Origin of the sequence: Vreelandella salicampi (genome assembly GCF_013415105.1) — a bacterium.
Taxonomy (GTDB): domain Bacteria; phylum Pseudomonadota; class Gammaproteobacteria; order Pseudomonadales; family Halomonadaceae; genus Vreelandella; species Vreelandella salicampi.
Genome location: NZ_JACCDF010000005.1, coordinates 186,234 through 205,116 on the forward strand (window position 1 = coordinate 186,234; position 18,883 = coordinate 205,116).

Sequence of the window (18,883 nt, forward strand, 5' to 3'; positions counted from 1 at the left end):
ATTTATCGGAGCATCGAAGGCTCTCAGCTTGTTGACGTGAGAACCTCTGCTGAAGTGAAGACCATCACTATGTAGGTTAATTTCTAAAAATTCTTTGTTTCAAAGGGGCCAAATTGATGACCAGATCACTCCGGACCTTCTCCCACTCATCCACAGAAAACTCCCTCCTAACGAGATTACCCAAGAGCTCTTCCTGTCTCGGCTGACCAAATGCCAGGCGATATAACGAGAGAATTTTGAGGGCTTCATCCAACCGCGATTCTTCACGGCTCATGGGCATCATTGGAACCAATCGTTCAATTTGCGTAGTTCCTGAGGGAATATGCCAATAAGGCGTCAGATCGCTGGTACCCTTTTCAGAAAGCCGGCCAATTTTTGAAAACAAGGCCTCCCAGTAGTCTCTGCTGTCATCGATCTGGTTCAGGGCTAACCCATGAGAAACCACATACTCAGTCGCCCTGCGACGAACCACTAATGATTTATAGCGGTTGACCCGCCCTTCCCTTTGCTCAATATCGATCGGATTAGTCGGCAAGTTCCAATGCACCACTCGGTTGCAATACCAGTGAAAATCCAGCCCTTCCTGACCGATGGATGTGGAATTCAGCATGAATGGTTTAAAGGGTGAATTAAAACCATCCCGGATATGCTCAACGCGAATTTGTTGCTTGTCATCCGTCGCGTTCTGTATGCCTAGTGGCACAGCGAAATGACAACGCAAAGAAGCATTCAGCGGGGTTAAGCGACGTTGACCATCAGCATGTCCCAAATATTGAAAGGTGACGGACGAAGTCTGAAAGCCCATAACGCCAGCAAATCTCTCTGCTGTCTCCTCAGCAGACAAACCGCTGTCCTTCAAAAGGTGCCCATATTCTTCGATCATGGCTTGAAAACCGCCAGCAGCACAGTAGGTCAGGATTTTGCGAGACTTCCAGGCACTGCTCAACTGGGAGGAGTTCTTTAGTCCAGTGCCTGATTGCTTTTCAATGACGGCAATAGACTCTGGCTTGTTGAATAGAGTAAGCACCCCAAAAGCAACGGTAACTGCCGCCTTTAATTGGTCCGACGACCGAATATCCCAGAGTCCTGAGAACATTCGAAGCGCGCATACCCCAGGCCCAGCCAGTGAAAGCCAAGCAAGATAATCGGCCAAGTCGTTTGGCATTTTGCCCAGCGTTTTCTGGCCGTCCAGGAGCTGCTCCAGACTGTTCATAATCTCATCTAGATGTTTCCGTCGCCCTACATCAGCCGAATTTGCATACTCTGTCTGCAGCCAATCCTGCCAGTCCTCTAGCGCTTCGCTGTAACCACCAATATAGTCCAGCAACATACTTGCATAAGCATACCAATTATGGTCCTCAGGCCCTTTAGATTCATATTGACGGAGGGTTTTCAGCATATCTTCAAACTGCGTACTCCGGTGGGCCACAAGCTCTTCCAATGTCGCATCAACACGAACTAACGACACTGAAGCCAGTACTCGCGAGGGGTAGATCAGTGACCACCCTGTTAGTGCGTTTTTACCCTCAAGGCGAATGAGCGGAATACTCCGCTTCTTATCCTCGACAAAATACTTGGGGCGACTCCCGTTTCTTTTCTGAAGACGCCTCTCCACCTCATAAGACAACAAGCCGCTCAGAGCCCTTGGAACCATTGCCCAGGCCGAGAACAGCAGAGTTTTGGTGAAATTGGAGTTGACTGCAAAGGGACCTTGTAGGGGATAATGAGGTGCACTTGGGGGGATCCATAGCAGCTCTTCAACTCTGTCATTCAAAATATGGTTTACCAAACCACGCATTTTCGCATTGGGAGCATCTTTCGAGATGTTCAACCCAAAGTTAGCAATGCGCTCTCGAGGCAGCCAACCCAGAGTCGATTTCCCAAGAGCAGAGCGGACCTTGTAATTTTTTAGATTTCGCTCCAGTCTGTCCCTGAATGAATAACCACCGAGAAAAGACAGCGTCCAGGGAGCCGATTTATAGAACTCCATAAGTTGATGAGTATGTCTTGCCTGAGAAACCTGATCGACCGTGTCTGCCAACAAAGTCATCGCAGCGAATGATTTTATATCGCTTTGGCTGAAGTACTCCGCACAATCAAGGCGCTCCGATTTGAATACTGAATCAACATTCGTTCCGATCTGTCCACGCTCAGTACGGGCAATAAAGTCCGTAAGTGCTCTCTCAACTCTCAGTTTTTCTTCCTTCGAGAGATCCTCGACTGAAAATGACTCATCCCGAAGTCGCAGGATGGTCGCTAATAGGGCTTTCCTGGCCGCCTCGTATTCAGAAAGCCGTTGTTGATCTGAATTCATCAGGAATGTCAGGAGGTGGCGTAATTCATCTTGGTGAGAGGCTTCAACTTCATCATCTTCTATGCGGCTCAGCGCCTTAAAAGGCGTCGCAGATAACAGTAGGATTTTCCCAGGATTGTCACGCTTAAACACCTCTTGTGCTATCAAGGCGTTTTCCGACTCCGCTGACATATCCAGAAGAGAATCAAAACGCTGAAATTCATCCAATATGAATAGATCTGCGCGAATGTGCCGGGCACAAGTTTGCGCTAGCTTAGTCCGCAGAGCCGAGCGCAAGCGGTAAAAGGAAGCTGAACTGATTTCTGAGGCTGCTCCGGCAACACCACTCAAAAATTCATTCCAAGTTTCCTCTGATTCGTCCGCCAAAAATCCAAATAACCGACGACCAATTGCCTCCAGCGCATCAATATAAGAGCAACTGGTAACCTCAAGCCAGTCCGCGAGCTCCTCTGGAATCGATGTATCAGATTCAATATCCCTTAAAAATTCCTCAACAAGATCTTTGTCCAACTCAAACGCGTCTGCAAACTTATGTTTCTGACCATGCCAAGTACCTGGTTTGACTTCACTACGCATTAGCCGATCAAGTACCGGTCGCCAAGGCTGCAATGTGCTGTGTCTCATTAAACACTGAAAGAGGATATACCGTTCCCACACGTTGCCATCACTGTTTGTGAGCGAGAACGACGTGGAGGGTGTCAGTGAACAGACTTCTAGCAGCTGGCCATTAGCAACATGTCTTTCTTTGGCTGCCAACTCCACCAAACGACCGAATGTGGGCTCTCTAACATATTTCTTAGCAACGTCGTCACTGAATACCGCCAGTTTTTTACGGTTCTCGTTTGCCAGGGCCAAATTGGAGCAAATGTAGGTCACACGAAAAGGTTGCGAGGTGCGCTCGGCATCGCAGAATTCGAGGCTGTAATCAATCTGCCGCCGAAGCAACTGTGCGATGACACCTTTCGCGACAATGGTTTTGCCTAAACCGACTTCGTCAGCGACAAGCACCCGCTCGCTGTGATCCAGCGAAAAGAAGTTTTCAACCACCCGTTCCACCGAGGCTTGCTGAAAATCCTTCAGTCCGGCCAGTGTTTTTTCGATTTGTTCAAGAACTTCATGCATTAAAATTGCCAGCCTTAGCGCTTTTTGGGGACGAAATGGCGCCACAATTGCTCAAACCGTTCCGGAATAGGCACAGATGTTCCTTTAAGCCGGTCGATCATCTTTTGAATTCTCTCAAGAATCTCAGTGTCCCGTGCAGCGGCAAACATCAATTGCTCGAACACTGGGGAATCCCCGAACAAGGTGCCCAAAGTTCCAGTCTGACCACCGCTGCCATCAAATCCAAACCACTCGTTTTTGTCTGGATGTCGCTGAAGGAGCAGACGGATGTAATTGAGAAACTTATCTTCAGTATCCACCAGCTGTTCGATAATGCGCCGCTCGCGGTCCGTTCCCGTCGGTAAATTCAAATCGGTCTGAATAACCAAGTGCTCGGTTTCGGAACTTGCATGCGAGGTGATTCTCACGGCCAAGAATGCACTGAGCTGGTTGATGTTCAAATTGTTCCAGGAGATGTGGTCGTCGAGAGGCCGATAGGATTCCCTCACGGGCAGAAGGCCTACTTCCACCGATAGCCCCGCCTGCAGGCTCGGCATCTCATCTATCGACAGCTCTAACTCAAAAAGCGTGGAATCACTTTCTGCTTCCCTGGCAGTCAGGATCCAATCTGCCTTGATCAGACCAAACGAGAGAACGCGAAACAAATCTCTATCACTTTCGCCCTCACTCTCCTGTCGCTCGTCAAACTGATGCTCCACAAACAACCCGTTGCCAGGGTTATGTTTATCAATCCATTGCTCCAACAATGCGGCTGGCCCCATCAAAGCGCTTTGCCCTGTAAGCCTGACCATTAATTCGGTATTTCGTGGATCAGTCCCTGCGTGACCCAAGGCGGCAGCCGTCGCATTGGCAGATCCAAGATGCCAGTGGCAGGTTTGCCTTCGCTTCCCGCGCTCCACAACAATCAGCTTCCCGTGAAGATTCTGCTTGGCAATACCCATCTCCAGACGCTCCTCGCCATCAACGACATCACTGTTGATGGAGAAACACGACCATTCCACAAGCTTCTCAGGTCCGATTTCATCGAGCTCCTCGCCACGGCTGAGCAACCAGCGGTTACCTTCCGGGGCCCGTTGAGCCAACTCATCCAAGGCACCTACACCACCTACAGAGTCCTTAAGAAATGGGGAAACAACCAATATCGAGTCATTCGGGTTAAGAATGTCCAATGGCTGACCATACCCAGGTCCGCCCGCAAGAATTCTAGGGTCTCTAAAATTGTCAGGTGGGCGCCATTTGATCCGGTTAAGCTCCTTCCTGATAACCTTTCCGGGCTCAAAGGAAGGATCCAGCAGTAGAAGACCTCTCACCAGGTCATCCCACCCTTGGTGGGTGCTGTAAAGCGATTCACGCGAGACTTCTCCGTCCATCGATAAGGCCAAATCCCAGCTTCGATCGAATGTGAGGTTGCGTGAAAGCACTATCAAGCGATAGCGAACAGGACGTTTGGGGGCGGTATACCGAAGCAGCCAAAACTTTGGATGAAAAGACGAATAAGCGACATTGCCGGGCATTACCGGTTGCAACCAAGGCTCCAGCAACGCAAACAGGCGGTTATAGGAACCAGGTAGCTTTATCTTTCCTGCTTGGTAAAACACCTTCAGCCGGCCATTCAACTGACCAACAGCTTCCAAAAGAGCCAGGCGCTCGCCCTGAATTTCTCCTTCAAGGGTATCGTGGAAACATAAAGCGACAGGAACAGACAAAAGTGCATCCAGTTCGAGCGTGTAGGTCGCGGCGATAGCAGAATCCAGCTCGTACCCCTCAGGTGGCCTTAACTCCCAACCATAATCCACTCGCTCGGCCTTTGGATTCAGCATTCAGCACCCCGCACGACATCCTTCAGGATGATCCTGGCAGTTGGCCAGCGATAGCTCAATGAGTCCATCCCCTGCCAATTCGGCGCTTCCCCCAGATTCTTCAGAAGAACTGATCGACGACCTTTGTTTTTCTGGACGCGACTTTCAACCAACCGATCCAGACTCCTTACAGGTTTTTTCTGGTAAATAGCTTCATGCCATTGGCGCAGAAACTCACGAGCATTCACATTGACCCGGGCTCCACCAGACGTTGCAGCCTGCAACCAGTCATCCACACTTGAAGCTGAGAACAGATTTCGCTTCCTGGATTGTTCAAGCCAATGCGAAAAGAGCTCTTCTCGCTCAGCTTCCAGCACCGCATTCCCAGAGTTACGTGCAATCAAAATATTGAACCGGATATGCGCTCCCTTTATCGCTTCGCTGAACTCGTCCGCCAGTTCAAGGGTGTGTCTGCAAGATTGAGAAACGTCGGCACTACCTTTCACCCAGGCAACAAGCTCAGGAAATGTCAGGATCCCTGCACTATCTCCAACCAGCTCCCAGGCCAAACCATGAATCAGAATCTGAGATACGACACTGTTCCTAATGGATGGGGTATGGGTAAGCTTATCGATAAGAAACTGGGCTTCCGACTCGGATAAGTGGATTGAGGCATCGCTCATCCAGTCCGACTCAAAAACATCAAGATGCACAACTGAACGGTGCTTCATCGCATCTGAATCATCTTCCTCATGCCCAGCGGCACGAGGAGCTAACTGAGTTTGACCAATCTCTCTGGAAAACTCTGCAAGGGATTTTGAGGTATTCACAATCCCGAACTGTCTAAGGCCGTTCCAATAGACCGACGACGGCTTTCGGGCTACTCCTTGTTCGCTCCCGACCATCTCTGAGCCTATGATGCCGCTCTCTGACGGATCAGAACTGTCTACCAAAATCCTGGCAAGTTCGTTCTCCTGCGATTCCATGTAATCCCTGAGTGAAGTCCTGCGCTGTATTCGCACATCCAGAGCGAGGTAATCACGGATAATTCGCGGCACCGTGATGAAGTATTTGGCACGAGTCTGAATGGTGGAGAACCCTGGAAACAGTTGATCGGCAAAAGCATCACGAATCTGCCCTATTCCTAACTCATCCAGGGTTCCTGGCTCCTGCAACATCGCCAGAATCTGCGACACTTTTTCTCTATCAGTGGATGAAAAGTCCACCCAGCCAATACTGCTCATAGCAACTCCAAAGGACAATCAATCCGTTACGTTATTACAACAACCGTAAATATTGCAGTGATCGTTCATGCAGTAGAGCCCGATCTCGCGTCTCAGTACGCGGAAAGGCCCTCGACCTGCAATGGAAATGTAGATCAACTACTTGCACAGCTTAGTGGCCGGCCACGTTGCCGACGCAAGCTCGGATCGCGCAGCCATGGTCAAATGCTCACAGCTTTGGTTATCGAACCGTTGCAACAGTTCAAAGCCACCGCATTACACCCGTTTGAATGACAACCTTCGTCCGGATCCTTCCCTGACTTCGAAGAGATTAAGACTGACGCGTATAAGTGAACCCCTTGCAGCCGTTGGCCAACCTTGCTTGGCAGCCTGTTTAGTACATTCGTTGTCTTATGCAGAAACCTTGTTTCATGCCCAGGCCACCACTCGAGCTAAAGAAGCTGCAAAACCCGATATACCTCTGGCAGCTCCGCCTCCCTAATCTCTTGGCTGGAGGAGCGCCGCAATTGGTCACGCATCGCATCGATCCACGCCTGACGGTCAGCTTCTAAAGCGCTGTGAAGCTCTGCCTCAAGATCCGCCCATACCTCTACCAGTGTCTCTTCCATTGCCGGACGGAGTGTTTCTTCTTGCTTTACCAAGGCGATGTACTCAGTGCCGGCGGCCATGGCAATAATCGCTCCCGCCGTGACGGTGCCCGCCACCACAGCGCCAGGGCCGGTTGCCGCCGCACCTGCTGCCGCGGTGCCACCAGCGGTCACTGAGCGCGTCGCCGCCAAGCCAAGACGTACTGCGAAGCGTCTCACCATTGCACGCGCTGCCACCATAGCCGGCCTTGCCATCAAGGCGGCGGTAATTCCAGCGCCTCCCATGAGCCCGATACCGAGAGGTGGCGTCGACCAAAACAGCGCCTCACTGCCCGTTATATCATTCGTGGCGGCTATCACTCGATCTAAGTTCAGGGTAACAATCGCCTCGCCCTCTATCTCAGCGGCGGGAATAGAATCCGGCGAGTAGTTGAGATAGAGGTCCCCCAGTGCTTCAGAAAGCAGCCCCTGCTGCACATCAAGGAGGCGTTCTCTGTATTCCGCATGCAAGTTCGACAGTGCCTGCTCAGCCCCACTGGGTGCCACCAAACGGTCTTGTATCTGATCCTCCATCCAAGGCGCCAGATCTCCCGCCAAGCTAACGCCGAGACGGGTGTAGCTTCCTGCTGCAGAGAAGTACCAATCCAAATAGTGATCACCTGCCTCTTGGTACTGCTCTCGTGCCTTTACCAGCGCCTCTTCCCTCCAAGGCTCTAGGCGTTGCGCTGCGTCTTGCTCTAAGACGTCTAAGCGTTCACTGAAGTCTCGGCTTAAGGCAGCACCATCGTCAGCGCTCAGCACAAGGCTTTCACCATTGATAATGTATTGGATAAGGGGTGAGTGGCTTGTTGCCAACCAGCGATAACTCATGCCAGCCAGAAAGAGAATCACCAGCATGGTGACGACGGAGATCACGAGATGTGCTAACGAGACGCCTGCGGGAAGGTGCTTCCAGAATACCAATCGCGTCATGCTGCTGACATCGTTCGACGACGATCCCTTCACTTCACTCTCTCCTCTCCTGCACCGCAGGAAAGTGATTCGTCATCACCAACAGTGCATCCCCATAACCGGCGGAGTACGTCATGCGCAGCCGCAGCACCGACAACAAAACGCACAAATGCCAGGGCTAGCGCACTCTGTAGCGCGAACACACCGATCCAACCCAACAGCGCTCCCCAACCTGCTACGCCCAAACCATCCAGTGCATTCTGCACTGCCCAAAAAGAAGCGAGTTCCATTGCGCTAGCACTACGCTCAAACATGCTCAACAGTGACTGACCACTGGACGCGATATGATTCTGCATCACGCGTCCAAGTTCCATGCCTACGAGATAGGGCTGCGGGCGTACCAGCGATACTACGATGAGTCCAACGGCGAGAAGTGCGGAGGCAGGAGCAACCAGCAACCGTCGTGTCACAGCGGATAGGTAGTCGGGAATCACATGTTTTGCCAGACGCGCTTGAGCCCAACGGCCCAATATCCAACACGCGGCAGCGCCAACCACCAAAGTGGCCATGTCGGGCCACCCAACGAGACGGAGGGAAACCAGCAGCACGACAGCTAAAACAGCGCTAACCAGCTGATGCCAAACCACCATAACGCCCCCACCCCGAAGCCAACGATTCCAAGGAGACGTCTTCTTAAGATACTGCCCCAACCAGGCCCTACGCCTCAGTCGTGCCGCTTCAAATGCGCCTATAAAGATGAGTTGAGTGACGGCTATCCAAACAATGGGAAACAATGAAGCGGCAACAGAACCGGGCAGTTGCCACCAAATAGGCACCGCCAAAAGCAATACAACACGCCATAGCGCGTCTTTTTTCTTAGACATAGCACCGATCAGCCCCAGTGCCCCTAACTCAGAGGTGGGTGCCGAGGCCTGCCCCCTAGTGCTTGCCTTCATGCCATCAGGGGAGGCCCGCTTACCTCTTGGAGACATAAGGTGCTTCTTCCTTGCCTTTGCCTATCGCGTAATCTGTCACAACGCCCTTATCTACGGTCAGCTGCAGATACTCGATATTTTCGGGCGTGAAGCGGATATTAATGTGCTTACCCAATGGCTTAGCAGGCGCCAACAGTCGCCTTGACACCCAGTCAGCGAATAACGGCCTTTCTGCAAGCAAACGATTGCCTAAAATCGTATCAAGGTAGAGCTTGTCTTCGATGACTACCCATGTGGCCGTATACCCACGATAGCAAGCTGTACTCTGTGTGAAACTCAGTTCTAGGTCATTAGCGGGAAACTGATCAGGGGGCCTCACTCTTAGTCCATCGTGCTCTTTCGGAAGCCCTGGCGACTCTTCTAAGTAATAAGACTCACCTTGCCAAATCAACTTATCTGATACTTGTCGGGTCATAATACTTATCTTCTCCTATGCCGCCTTAACGGCCCACTGTCCCTGAAGAGCAGCAGCCCTACGTAACAACACCAGAATTGGTCAAACAGCTAACAGACGTCACCTGACCCTTATATTTGGTTAGCGTGCCCATTTGCTGGCAGGCTGGTCTTAGCGCGCTTCGCACATGGATTAAGTTTACATTGGCGTCTACTGCATGCCTACACGGCTTTTAGTCGCTACTAAGATAGCCTTGAGTCTCGAACGGTAAGCCACAAAACGGCTAGCTGCCCGATAGATTTACTTAATTCTAGCCGACCCATGCGACACTTAACGTCGCACCAACGTGAGAGCTTGGGCTCTCCGCGCAACATTCTGATATCGCTAATCACGGCCGAGTAAGGCTTGCAGGTGATACCGCTGAGTGACACACAAAAATGATGCGCCGCACTTTCATTGCCATGTTGGCGATTACGTCATATACCAAACATTATCATTAACCTACTCACTGAGACGGACAGCAATATGGCAATTCGCACAGCTGGATATTACTGGGTCATGTATGGGCAAGAATGGGAACCCGGCTTCTGGAGCGACGACCATTGGGCATTGATTGGTGAACAAGAAACAGTCGTGGACGACGACCTGTCGCTGATTGGTCCACGGATAGTGCCGCCGAACCAGCACGAGCTATTTCCGTTGGAAAAGCCATCGTTGATGACTGCCTCAACCAAGGAAGAGCAGATTTCATATATCGACGATGCAAAAAAGCGTATGGAAAAACACCATGCGTATCCCCCTACCGATAACGACTGGGGATTGTTTTGCTACACCGATGCATCACCTGGCATAGGGGGTGGCGTGGGAGCCTTCTACTGGTTCTCATCTCGTGAGGACGTTTTCAGCTTTATCTGCCAAGTGCTTCCCTTTCACTCTAGTGGCCATTCTTACGATAACCCACATCTAAAACAGAGGCAGCTGGGTGTTATCGTGGAGGCAATGCGCATCGGCGCAATAAGCGAAGCTGAAGGGCTGTCCCAACTTAATAAAGCATTGGTGAACGTATGCCAGATTACTTGGTGGGGAACACTACATAGCCTCACCCAAGGGGACAGTCCCTTTGCAAGAGAAGTGGTCGATGCCTTTGAAGCACAGCATATGGCCACGATTGAGCTGCCCCTCACTGATGCACAGAGACAAGAATGGTTAGCTTTTTTAAGTGAGTATGGGTTGTAGCCATACTCTACGAAAACTTTCCAAGTCCAAGGCGGGTGCTACCACTGCTGCATAGCGTTCTTTCTACTGATCAACTCTACATAGCAAAGAGACCAACCCCATGAACCTTGGCCGAAATGATTCGTGCCCATGCGGCAGCGGCAAGAAATTCAAACGTTGCTGTATGGGAAGCGTGTCACATCAGAACCGATGATGTGCGTGTCTTTCAGGTGCCATCTTTCTTAAGTTGTGCAACTTCCAGCGCACGGCAGGTAACTGCTCAATACCGGGAAGTCCCAGTAATTCCCAACTGCAACGACGCGTGAAGCAATGGCGAGCGCTGCATGGACCTGAACGCGACATCATTTTTCGCCAGCAGGCCGTTTTAGCGCAGCAAGGTTTTTCTGATTTCACTCATCCGGATAACCCGATCACGATTCAATTCAAGACCTTTACCCACCTGCTTCACCAGTTTCGTCTGGCCTATAGTGGCTGGCGTTCTGCGGCGGTGGCTCAAGGCGGTGAGAGTTATGCGGCTTTGGCGGCAGGCCTACAGCGAACCCTACAACAGGCTGGCGGAAGCCCCGTTGAGCACCGCATGGATAGCTTAAGTGCGGCATTCAACAACCGTCAGAATGTTTGGACCGAGGCTTACAGTGAGCGGCCAGCATTACCACATGGCGCCCACGCGGAATAATCTCGGCCAGTTTCATGAGAACGGTGTCGTGGAATGTGCCAATGGTGCGCTCAAGAAAAGGTTAGCACAGCAGTTGTTACTGCGCGGCCACAGTGACTTTGAGAGCATTGCCACCTATCAGGCTTTTATCGATCGTGTTGTCAGCAAACTCAATCAACGCAACCGATCGCGTGTGCTTGAAGAGCAGGCGGCATTGCAGCCATTACCTGAGTTTACAGCCGCCGAGTATCAGACCCTTCACACCCAGTTCGACCATCGAAGTCAGACGGGGTGTTTACACGGGGCCATCGCGCCTGATTGGCGAATCGATACAAATGCGACTACATCACGACAAGCTGGTGCTGTTCGTCGGTCAGCAGCGGGCATTGACCTTAACGCGTGTCCATCCCAAGCCTGGGGAAAATCGCGCCCGCAGCGTCAATTACCGTCACGTTATTCATGCACTGGCCTCAAAGCCGCAAGCCTTCTATTACTCTCAGTTGCGTGATGACCTGCTCCCACACGACAACTACCGCCAACTCCTCTGGCAACTCGCTGATACGCATCTTGAATCCCGTGAAGCTTGCAAGTGGATCGTAACAACACTGCGACTGGCCTTCGAATATGATGACGAGCAATCGCTGGGGGGGAGGACTTGTTGTTAGAGGCCTGGGCTGAACCGGAAAGATAGTTGACGCCAGACATCGCGCCACGCTTTCATTTCGGCAGGCTCAGGGGGCATCCGGGTCACCCTGTTCCAGCAACAGGTCGAGTTTTCCCGGGCCGCAGGGTGGCAGCATTTTGGACAATAGCGGTAGAGTCTTTTTGCCTGAGGGTATTTCGAAGCCAGGTCTCAACCGCTTTGCAGACAGCATCATTGTCTTCGGGAGGCACGAGGGCGGCATCGTTACCAGAACGACGGATAAAGAAGTGCTCAGGGATAGGTAGCGCACTGCCATCACGAATATACGCCACGATTTCACCGCTCATCGCGGGGAGATACGCTCCGTCGCTTTGCAGGCATTCCAGCGCATCACGGAACGTCGCTAGCGGCTGAGGGAAGTGATCGCGTAGGTCAAACGCCCGGTAAGCAAAAATAGCCGAGGTTAGAATGTCCGTTGATGGGGGGTAATGTCGGCATCCTGCCTTCTCTTCCTCATGATGGTTAAGTCGCTTTTCACTGTAGCGAAAGTTGACGGCGATACCTACCCCCCTACGTCGCTGTTTCTCGCCTCCTTGTCGTACCTCCCGTGTGGGAAGTATACGCAGCGCACTCCCGCGCCTATGACCATCCGGAACCTTAGAGCTTGACGCTGACCAGCTCACTCCACTGGGTTGTGTAACGCGGCGTGCGGCGTTCACTCCGCAGCGCCCAGGCATTGCCTTGGCGGGGTAACCCCAGCTGTACCGTACCCTTACCCAATTCACGATTCAGTTTATCGACCATGGCCATGAGCCGTTCGCTGCGTTTTGCCTCGGCAGCCGTTTGCGGCGTCTCATTCAGCGTGAGCTGTCGATTGGCTTTAGGGGACAGATCCAGCAGCATCACGCCTGCCTTTTGGTAGCGATACCCTTTGCGCCAGAGGTGCCTCAACCCTTCAACGGCGGCCGCGATCAATTCGCGGCTGTCATCGGTGGGACGATCCAGCGACACGATCACCCGATTACGGTACTGGGGTAAATCGGTGCGAAACGGGTTGGTGCGCACAAACACCATGACGGCGCTGGTGACACTCGCTTGTTTGCGCAGTTTCTCTCCTGCCCGGGCGGCGTGGTGACGCAGCGCTTCGCGGAGATCGTGCGGGTTGCCGGTGAGCCGTCCAAACGAACGTGAGACCATGATCTGCTGCTTGGGCGCGCTCATATCATCCAGCTGAATGGACGGTTGGCCGCGCAGCTCCCATACGATTCGCTCCTGCACCACGGAGAACCGTTGACGGATCTGTTTCGGATCGGCTTGGCGTAGCTGCCAGGCAGTGTTAATCCCCATGACGTTGAGCCGTTCGGCGGTACGCCGCGCCACGCCCCAAAGCTCGGTGGCCGGTAGCTGTTTGAGCAATTCGCGAGTAGTGGGGCTGTCGGCGTCTAATCGGCAAACCCCTGCGGCTTGGTAAGCCGGGTGCTTTTTAGCCATGTGGTTGGCGATTTTGGCCAGCACTCGCGTTGGGGCAACCCCCACGGAGACAGGAATGCCCGTCCATTGCCGCACGGTGTCGCGCAGCCGTTTTCCGCGCGTTTCTAGCATCGCCGGGTCAAAGCCGTGAAAGCCAACGAACGACTCATCAATGGAGTAGACCTCGACATGCGGGGAGAACGTGGCGAGCACCTCGGTGACGCGGCGGGACATATCGCCATACAGCGCATAGTTGCTCGATAGCAGTACGGTTTGGCGACGTATCGGCGGGGGCAGCAAGTGCATGGCCGTGCCCATTTCGACGCCCAGCGCTTTGAGTTCGTTCGAGCGCGCGACAATGCAGCCGTCGTTATTGGAGAGCACCCCGACCGGGCGACCTTCCAGTGCCGGGTTAAACACCCGCTCGCACGACACGTAGAAGTTGTTGCAGTCGACCAAGGCCATCATGGCAGCGGCGCCCCCGGTAGGCTGTGCAGCACGTGGGTGACCACGCCCCAAACGTGGGACTCGCGTCCTTCTAGGGGGATGGGCTTGTACGCGGGGTTACTGGCTCGTAGGTACGCCCGCTGTCCAACCCGCTCCAAGCACTTCACTGTGAGTTCGCCATCGACAGCGATCACAATGATGCGCCCGGGCAGTGCTTCCAAGCTACGGTCGACGACCAGCAGATCCCCGTGATGGATACCGTCGCCGATCATGGAGTCGCCTTCGGCGCGCACAAAATACGTCGCGGCTGGATGTTTCACCACATGGCGATGCAGGTCCAGATCGGTATCGAGGTGGTCATCTGCAGGGCTGGGAAACCCCGCGCGGACGGCGCTGGAGAAAAGCGGCAGCGGGCAAGGTATGGCAGTGGGGTCAGCACGCCCAAGCAAAGAGACGGATAATGACATGGTGATTCCCTCAATACTGAAAATAAAAACAGTATAGAGGAGTGTCGGCAACGTACAAGCCAAATATTACGCGTTAAAAAGTGCGTCAGTCTTTTCCTGCCCCAGCTCATGCGCTGTCGGCGTGGCGATTTCATCGGCATGCGCTGTTTCAGGCGTTAAGCCTTCCAGCAGCGCCGATTCCGTAAAAGGCAGGGTTGGCTTGTTCACGCCCTTTTCCGCCGTCTGGGCCATTACAGCTTTCTTTTTCATGCGAGCCCTCCCTGAGACTTAGTCTCAGCTTCACTAGTTTCACCGGAGAGAGCTTCCCATTCATCCGTATCAATGGGCTCAAACGGCTGGGTATATCCACGCACCGAACCTTTCAGCCGTTCCAGCCGACGGTGATTGGCATCGTCTGTTGGATGAGAACGCGGTGATTTATTTTTGTGCGTCATATCGGCACCCCCACAAAAAAATGGCACATCCATCGTGACGTTTACGCGGTAATAGGCATCGTGAGAGGCTCGCCCAACCCGCCCTCCATGGAACGGTCAGCAAAACACCCGACGCTTTTAAACTGTATGCAAACCAGTATCGACAACGCGTGTCACGACCACAAGTCGATCTTGTATCAAAGCGCGAGGCGTTAACGCGCCTCCCCTTGTAACGTCGCTACGATTCGGCGCTGTCCGCCATGCTGGCGGTGTTCACCGAGGTAAAGCCCTTGCCACGTGCCAAGCGTTAGCCGTCCGTTTTTTACGGGAAGCGTCACGCTGACACCCAGCAAGCTGCTTTTAAAATGCGCGGGTAGATCATCCGGTCCTTCCAGTGTATGGCGGTAGCCGGGCGCGTTTTCCGGGGCTAGGCGATGAAAGAACGTCTCGAAATCCGTTCTCACGTCCGGATCAGTGTTCTCATTGAGCGTCAAGCTCGCCGAGGTGTGCTGCAATAGCAGATGCAAAAGGCCTATCTGCACATGACGCAGCTCAGGTAACGCCGCCTCAATCTCGTCGGTAATTAGATGAAAACCACGCGACCGCGCGCGCAGGCTGATGGTTTTTTGGTGCCACATGGATACCTCGCTTAGCTTTATCTAGGCCACACTCCACACCATATGCTCGGCGGTGAGCATTGTCTCGCCCGGCCTGCGATAGACTCAGAGTGTTGAGTGCCTCGCCGGGGGACCGCTACGCGACGATGCTGTAACCCAGACAGGCGATCCCCACATTGAACGGTGCGGGTGTGCCAAACAATCAATGATGGCCAATCAATAGTAAGTCCACCTCCCCGCAAACCCTGGAAACACATCGCCTGGTAACGAAGTATGGGAGGGCCTTCGCCCTAAGAGCTCAACATACAGTCGATGATAAAAGCGGGTTACAGGAAGAGAGTCAGCATCTAAAACGGACTAGTTAAGGGTCAACTAGAAGCAGGGATAGTGAAGCCTAGCCTTGCTTATTTACATTGCCAAGGCAGGCACATTCCATAGATGACGGACTAGAAACTGACGCCCATAGCACAGAAAAGCGAGTCGCCAAGCAAGAAAAAGCGATAATAAACAGTGTTTTATCATCAAATCAAAGACTTTAGGAGCTGCTAAATTATTTATGTTTTTACATACAGCTCATGCGAATAGAACATATTATCACTGATAAGTGACTATGAAAACGGCAACTGCTTAACTGAGGAACAGCATGTCAAAAGAACAAAAATGGACTCAATTTGAGTATCCAAAAAACATGATCACAACAATGATTTCTTTGGAAGATGCCATCAAATCCCAATACCTCAATGGCATTGAGTGCACGCCAGAAAACTTGGCAAATCCAGAAATAAGAGATTTCACTTATCACTTAAAACACATTCTTTATAATTTCCTTGAAGGCATAGAGGGTCACAATGAAACCCGTATCGAAAGCACCTTCTTCATAGAAACTGAGGGTGAACATGAAAATAAATACATCGGCATATTATTTCTAGAAGACAAGCCAAATCATGAAGCACTTACAAAGAAACTTGCTACGATCGCTTATGAAATCGCACACAGGGTGGTCGCTCAAACAGATATTTCGAACTCATCTTATACCCAACACACGCTCCCCGAAGAGGAGATGTTCATTCAAGAGCAATCGGATAAATTTATCAACAAAAACAAAGGTAGGAACATAAAGCATGGCTTCTCTGTATCACCTAAAATAAAGAATGCACAAAACCAAGAAATCAACATTTGTGTTAATGGAAAATATTGCGAGCCAAAATCTGAAAACCCTGATTCCAACTCTATAGAAGGTTATGCTCTGCCGGCAGGGTACGACGAATACGACAACACAATTTCGCTTTATAGCATAGACTCAGATAATAAAATATCGAGCAAGCCATTTACCCTAACATCCAAACACCCTGACCACTTTATGACAATTGCCAAAGCAAAGATAGAAGGAGGGATTCTATATTACACAGGCGAATGCCTGGAAGAAACAAAATGTGGAAAAAAACAAAAAACATACTCTATATTAACGTTATCTATTTATGATGAAAGTGACCCGCTCGACAACTACTCCCTACAACCCACATAAAGGGGAAAACTAAGTTCAAAAAGATGCCTGACTCATATACATATAAGTGGCAGTTACAAGATATGCAACTGCCATTTCATAGCGATTTCTAATCACACCGCTCTCATTTTTAGTTAACAAAAATCCAGCATACTGTTGATACTTCAACCTTCTACCGTTCTGCATAACTTCAAACATATCTAATTGAGTGTCAGCATCATCAGCACGTGCGTTTAGCCCGCGACTGGATAGCATTACCTCCATCGCATCACTATGATTTTTGGCTACGACAACACAGTTGGAAGGTGCAACACGAAATGCACTCACAGTACACGCAACAACTTCAACATGCCTCTCTTCACTCATTAATAAGTGGCGATTCCTGCCTACCTGACATGCCACCTCCTCAATATTCAACGTGTTTATGCAAGTAAGCTTTTGGGTATCAATTTCTTTCGCTCGCTCAATCAGTCGATTCCATGCTGTATCGCTGATGCTGCGTAAAAGCCCCAAGGGGTACTCGCTTGAAGTGATCCATTTATCTTTACCGCGAACTTTAAAACGCATGTCACTTTCCGCAGCCGAGACAACCTTTTCAAGCGTAGCAGCATGCTCCGGTGACAACCCTAGCGCCTCGGCAGCGCGTTGCACATTTTCCCGCAACGCGCCTAAACGCAGCGCTTTCATCAACAAATGCGGCGTTGGATCACTAAATAAAGAAACTTTGTGAGGTTGAGATACACGGGGTTTGTAGTGACCCAGTTCCTGAATTTTCATTGCTTCTGGAAGTATTCTGCCATTTTTCCCTTGAATAGGCGTCAGCATATCAGCCCATTCTAAGACCAAGTGGTTGTAATTCAGCAGTCCCGTCACTGGGTGTCGATGTCCCATCAAACGAGCCAACCCCATAGCAATGCGGCGTGAACAGTCCTGATGAGACCCCATGACAAGCTGACGTACTTTTTCACTATCTATACGCCGGGTCAATGCCGTGGCTAACGGGGTGTTTAACTGCAATAGGGATGCTGCTGTTATATTGTGAAAGGCATGTCGCGCGTGGTGGAGTGAGAGCGTTGGACTGCCACTCACATGGCGTAAAGCATTTCTCAATACGGCGCTGATTGCTGATGTACTAAGCGGTAACACCGTTTTTCCATTTCGTATCTCACCGAGAAGTGGTGTCGATAACTCACCACCAAACAGAGCATCGTGGCGATTAAGTACCGCCTTGAGAATACGCTCCTCTGCCGCTTCCAGTGAAAACAAAAGCGGTATTGCTCGGCGTGAGGCATCGCTTTTCAACGTACGATACTGATTATTTCGAAGCAGCATCCAACAAAAACCGTGCGCCTCACACCAGTCTCGACGCAGTAAGCCTTTAGCTTCCTCAAGTCGTAAACCAAACCGATAAGCACATAACAGCATAAATTGGAGTAAAAGAGCTGTATCCGAATCTTGTTGCGTTGCTTTTATTTGCTTTAGCGCATTGCCGTACTCACGATCTGACAATATTTCAGCTCGCACATGACGTCCCTGCTCTGGGATGGGGAGCTCATCCCAATCCGGTTCTTCGACACCCAATGCAGCTGCAACTCGATGAAAAGAGCGTAGGCGGTGACCAAAATAGCCCATATCACTCAGTTGTGTTTCTTGATAATCGGTTAGCCCCGCATAAAAAGCGGTGACTTCCTCACTGCTCAGCGCCATCAGATCGACGTCATACGCAAGCTCTTCAAAAAGCTTACGGAGCGCTCCCCAATAGCGGTGAATGCTGCTAGCCTCGTAAGGTTTAAAGCGTCTTCCCGCCCTTCCCTTGCCTTTTTGGATAACCGTCGCTATCCAAACGATCAACAGCATAAGCGCACTGCTCACCTCCCCATTGCGCTGTGCTACCAAGTGTTCAACCCGGCTTATTCATGAGGCCGACTTAAAAACGAAGATGGCGAGCGGTTTTCTCTTGTAGAATCAATATGTTCCTGGCAGAACACGATTCAAGAGGACCACTCGCCATGGGTGAAACTGTAT

The 18,883-nt window shown here is 51.4% G+C and carries 16 protein-coding genes; 5 read left to right on the forward strand and 11 right to left on the reverse strand.

The genetic code is table 11. The features are described from left to right. Positions 1-76: 76 nt before the first annotated feature. The 6 genes from HZS81_RS18215 to HZS81_RS08040 form a co-directional block, all read right to left on the reverse strand. Positions 77-3,481, reverse strand: a complete 3,405-nt coding sequence (locus tag HZS81_RS18215; RefSeq protein WP_179930033.1) for a helicase-related protein — start codon at positions 3,479-3,481, stop codon at positions 77-79. Next, on the reverse strand, positions 3,451-5,256 hold the full coding sequence (locus HZS81_RS08020) for a phospholipase D-like domain-containing protein (RefSeq protein ID WP_179930034.1): 1,806 nt from the start codon (positions 5,254-5,256) through the stop codon (positions 3,451-3,453). Before HZS81_RS08020 ends, HZS81_RS18215 begins: the two co-directional genes overlap by 31 nt. Further along, the gene (locus tag HZS81_RS08025) at positions 5,250-6,479 is read right to left on the reverse strand and encodes a DUF6361 family protein (protein WP_179930035.1); all 1,230 of its coding nucleotides are present in this window, start codon (positions 6,477-6,479) and stop codon (positions 5,250-5,252) included. Before HZS81_RS08025 ends, HZS81_RS08020 begins: the two co-directional genes overlap by 7 nt. A gap of 431 nt (positions 6,480-6,910) precedes the next feature. Then, on the reverse strand, positions 6,911-8,038 hold the full coding sequence (locus HZS81_RS08030) for a hypothetical protein (RefSeq protein ID WP_179930036.1): 1,128 nt from the start codon (positions 8,036-8,038) through the stop codon (positions 6,911-6,913). Between the two features lie 29 nt (positions 8,039-8,067). After that, a complete protein-coding gene (locus HZS81_RS08035) occupies positions 8,068-8,586 on the reverse strand; it encodes a hypothetical protein (protein WP_179930037.1) in 519 nt (172 codons plus the stop codon). Between the two features lie 406 nt (positions 8,587-8,992). Then, positions 8,993-9,427 (reverse strand): hypothetical protein, encoded by a 435-nt coding sequence (locus tag HZS81_RS08040; RefSeq protein WP_179930038.1) that lies wholly within the window; start codon positions 9,425-9,427, stop codon positions 8,993-8,995. A gap of 504 nt (positions 9,428-9,931) precedes the next feature. Here HZS81_RS08040 and HZS81_RS08045 point away from each other — a divergent pair. The 4 genes from HZS81_RS08045 (at position 9,932) to HZS81_RS17970 (ending at position 11,805) form a co-directional block, all read left to right on the forward strand. Continuing rightward, positions 9,932-10,642: a hypothetical protein gene (locus tag HZS81_RS08045; RefSeq protein ID WP_179930039.1), complete on the forward strand. Its 711-nt coding sequence runs from the start codon at positions 9,932-9,934 to the stop codon at positions 10,640-10,642. A gap of 100 nt (positions 10,643-10,742) precedes the next feature. After that, positions 10,743-10,835, forward strand: coding sequence for an SEC-C metal-binding domain-containing protein (locus tag HZS81_RS18285; RefSeq protein ID WP_179930040.1), 93 nt, complete (start codon positions 10,743-10,745; stop codon positions 10,833-10,835). A gap of 108 nt (positions 10,836-10,943) precedes the next feature. Beyond that, the gene (locus HZS81_RS17965; protein WP_206679544.1) at positions 10,944-11,318 is read left to right on the forward strand and encodes a hypothetical protein; all 375 of its coding nucleotides are present in this window, start codon (positions 10,944-10,946) and stop codon (positions 11,316-11,318) included. Further along, positions 11,299-11,805, forward strand: coding sequence for a hypothetical protein (locus tag HZS81_RS17970; RefSeq protein WP_206679545.1), 507 nt, complete (start codon positions 11,299-11,301; stop codon positions 11,803-11,805). The genes HZS81_RS17965 and HZS81_RS17970 overlap by 20 nt, the downstream gene beginning before the upstream one ends. Before the next feature lie 792 nt (positions 11,806-12,597). Here the strand turns inward: HZS81_RS17970 and HZS81_RS08060 are convergent. From HZS81_RS08060 to HZS81_RS08075, 4 genes are all read right to left on the reverse strand, one after another. Then, positions 12,598-13,878 (reverse strand): Y-family DNA polymerase, encoded by a 1,281-nt coding sequence (locus HZS81_RS08060; protein ID WP_179930041.1) that lies wholly within the window; start codon positions 13,876-13,878, stop codon positions 12,598-12,600. Continuing rightward, positions 13,875-14,324 carry a LexA family protein gene (locus HZS81_RS08065; protein ID WP_179930042.1) on the reverse strand — a complete coding sequence of 150 codons (450 nt, stop codon included), beginning with the start codon at positions 14,322-14,324 and terminating at the stop codon, positions 13,875-13,877. Before HZS81_RS08065 ends, HZS81_RS08060 begins: the two co-directional genes overlap by 4 nt. A 66-nt stretch (positions 14,325-14,390) precedes the next feature. Further along, the gene (locus HZS81_RS08070) at positions 14,391-14,573 is read right to left on the reverse strand and encodes a MazF family transcriptional regulator (protein ID WP_179930043.1); all 183 of its coding nucleotides are present in this window, start codon (positions 14,571-14,573) and stop codon (positions 14,391-14,393) included. Between the two features lie 376 nt (positions 14,574-14,949). Then, entirely contained in the window at positions 14,950-15,375 is a 426-nt protein-coding gene (locus HZS81_RS08075; RefSeq protein WP_179930044.1) for a secondary thiamine-phosphate synthase enzyme YjbQ, read from the reverse strand. 622 nt (positions 15,376-15,997) lie between these two features. Here HZS81_RS08075 and HZS81_RS08080 point away from each other — a divergent pair. Then, on the forward strand, positions 15,998-16,879 hold the full coding sequence (locus tag HZS81_RS08080; RefSeq protein ID WP_179930045.1) for a hypothetical protein: 882 nt from the start codon (positions 15,998-16,000) through the stop codon (positions 16,877-16,879). Positions 16,880-16,894: 15 nt separating this feature from the next. Here the strand turns inward: HZS81_RS08080 and HZS81_RS08085 are convergent, their stop codons facing one another. After that, complete coding sequence (locus HZS81_RS08085) at positions 16,895-18,715, reverse strand: site-specific integrase (RefSeq protein ID WP_179930046.1); 1,821 nt, start codon at positions 18,713-18,715, stop codon at positions 16,895-16,897. Positions 18,716-18,883: the final 168 nt, after the last annotated feature.

Excerpts from the sequence above, each read along its gene's own strand:
- HZS81_RS08020 (WP_179930034.1), bottom strand. The coding sequence starts at position 5,256 with ATGCTGAATCCAAAGGCCGAGCGAGTGGATTATGGTTGGGAGTTAAGG.
- HZS81_RS08025 (WP_179930035.1), bottom strand. The coding sequence starts at position 6,479 with ATGAGCAGTATTGGCTGGGTGGACTTTTCATCCACTGATAGAGAAAAA.
- HZS81_RS08030 (WP_179930036.1), bottom strand. The coding sequence starts at position 8,038 with ATGACGCGATTGGTATTCTGGAAGCACCTTCCCGCAGGCGTCTCGTTA.
- HZS81_RS08035 (WP_179930037.1), bottom strand. The coding sequence starts at position 8,586 with ATGGCCACTTTGGTGGTTGGCGCTGCCGCGTGTTGGATATTGGGCCGT.
- HZS81_RS08040 (WP_179930038.1), bottom strand. The coding sequence starts at position 9,427 with ATGACCCGACAAGTATCAGATAAGTTGATTTGGCAAGGTGAGTCTTAT.
- HZS81_RS08045 (WP_179930039.1), top strand. The coding sequence starts at position 9,932 with ATGGCAATTCGCACAGCTGGATATTACTGGGTCATGTATGGGCAAGAA.
- HZS81_RS18285 (WP_179930040.1), top strand. The coding sequence starts at position 10,743 with ATGAACCTTGGCCGAAATGATTCGTGCCCATGCGGCAGCGGCAAGAAA.
- HZS81_RS17970 (WP_206679545.1), top strand. The coding sequence starts at position 11,299 with ATGGCGCCCACGCGGAATAATCTCGGCCAGTTTCATGAGAACGGTGTC.
- HZS81_RS08060 (WP_179930041.1), bottom strand. The coding sequence starts at position 13,878 with ATGATGGCCTTGGTCGACTGCAACAACTTCTACGTGTCGTGCGAGCGG.
- HZS81_RS08065 (WP_179930042.1), bottom strand. The coding sequence starts at position 14,324 with ATGTCATTATCCGTCTCTTTGCTTGGGCGTGCTGACCCCACTGCCATA.
- HZS81_RS08070 (WP_179930043.1), bottom strand. The coding sequence starts at position 14,573 with ATGAAAAAGAAAGCTGTAATGGCCCAGACGGCGGAAAAGGGCGTGAAC.
- HZS81_RS08075 (WP_179930044.1), bottom strand. The coding sequence starts at position 15,375 with ATGTGGCACCAAAAAACCATCAGCCTGCGCGCGCGGTCGCGTGGTTTT.
- HZS81_RS08080 (WP_179930045.1), top strand. The coding sequence starts at position 15,998 with ATGTCAAAAGAACAAAAATGGACTCAATTTGAGTATCCAAAAAACATG.
- HZS81_RS08085 (WP_179930046.1), bottom strand. The coding sequence starts at position 18,715 with ATGCTGTTGATCGTTTGGATAGCGACGGTTATCCAAAAAGGCAAGGGA.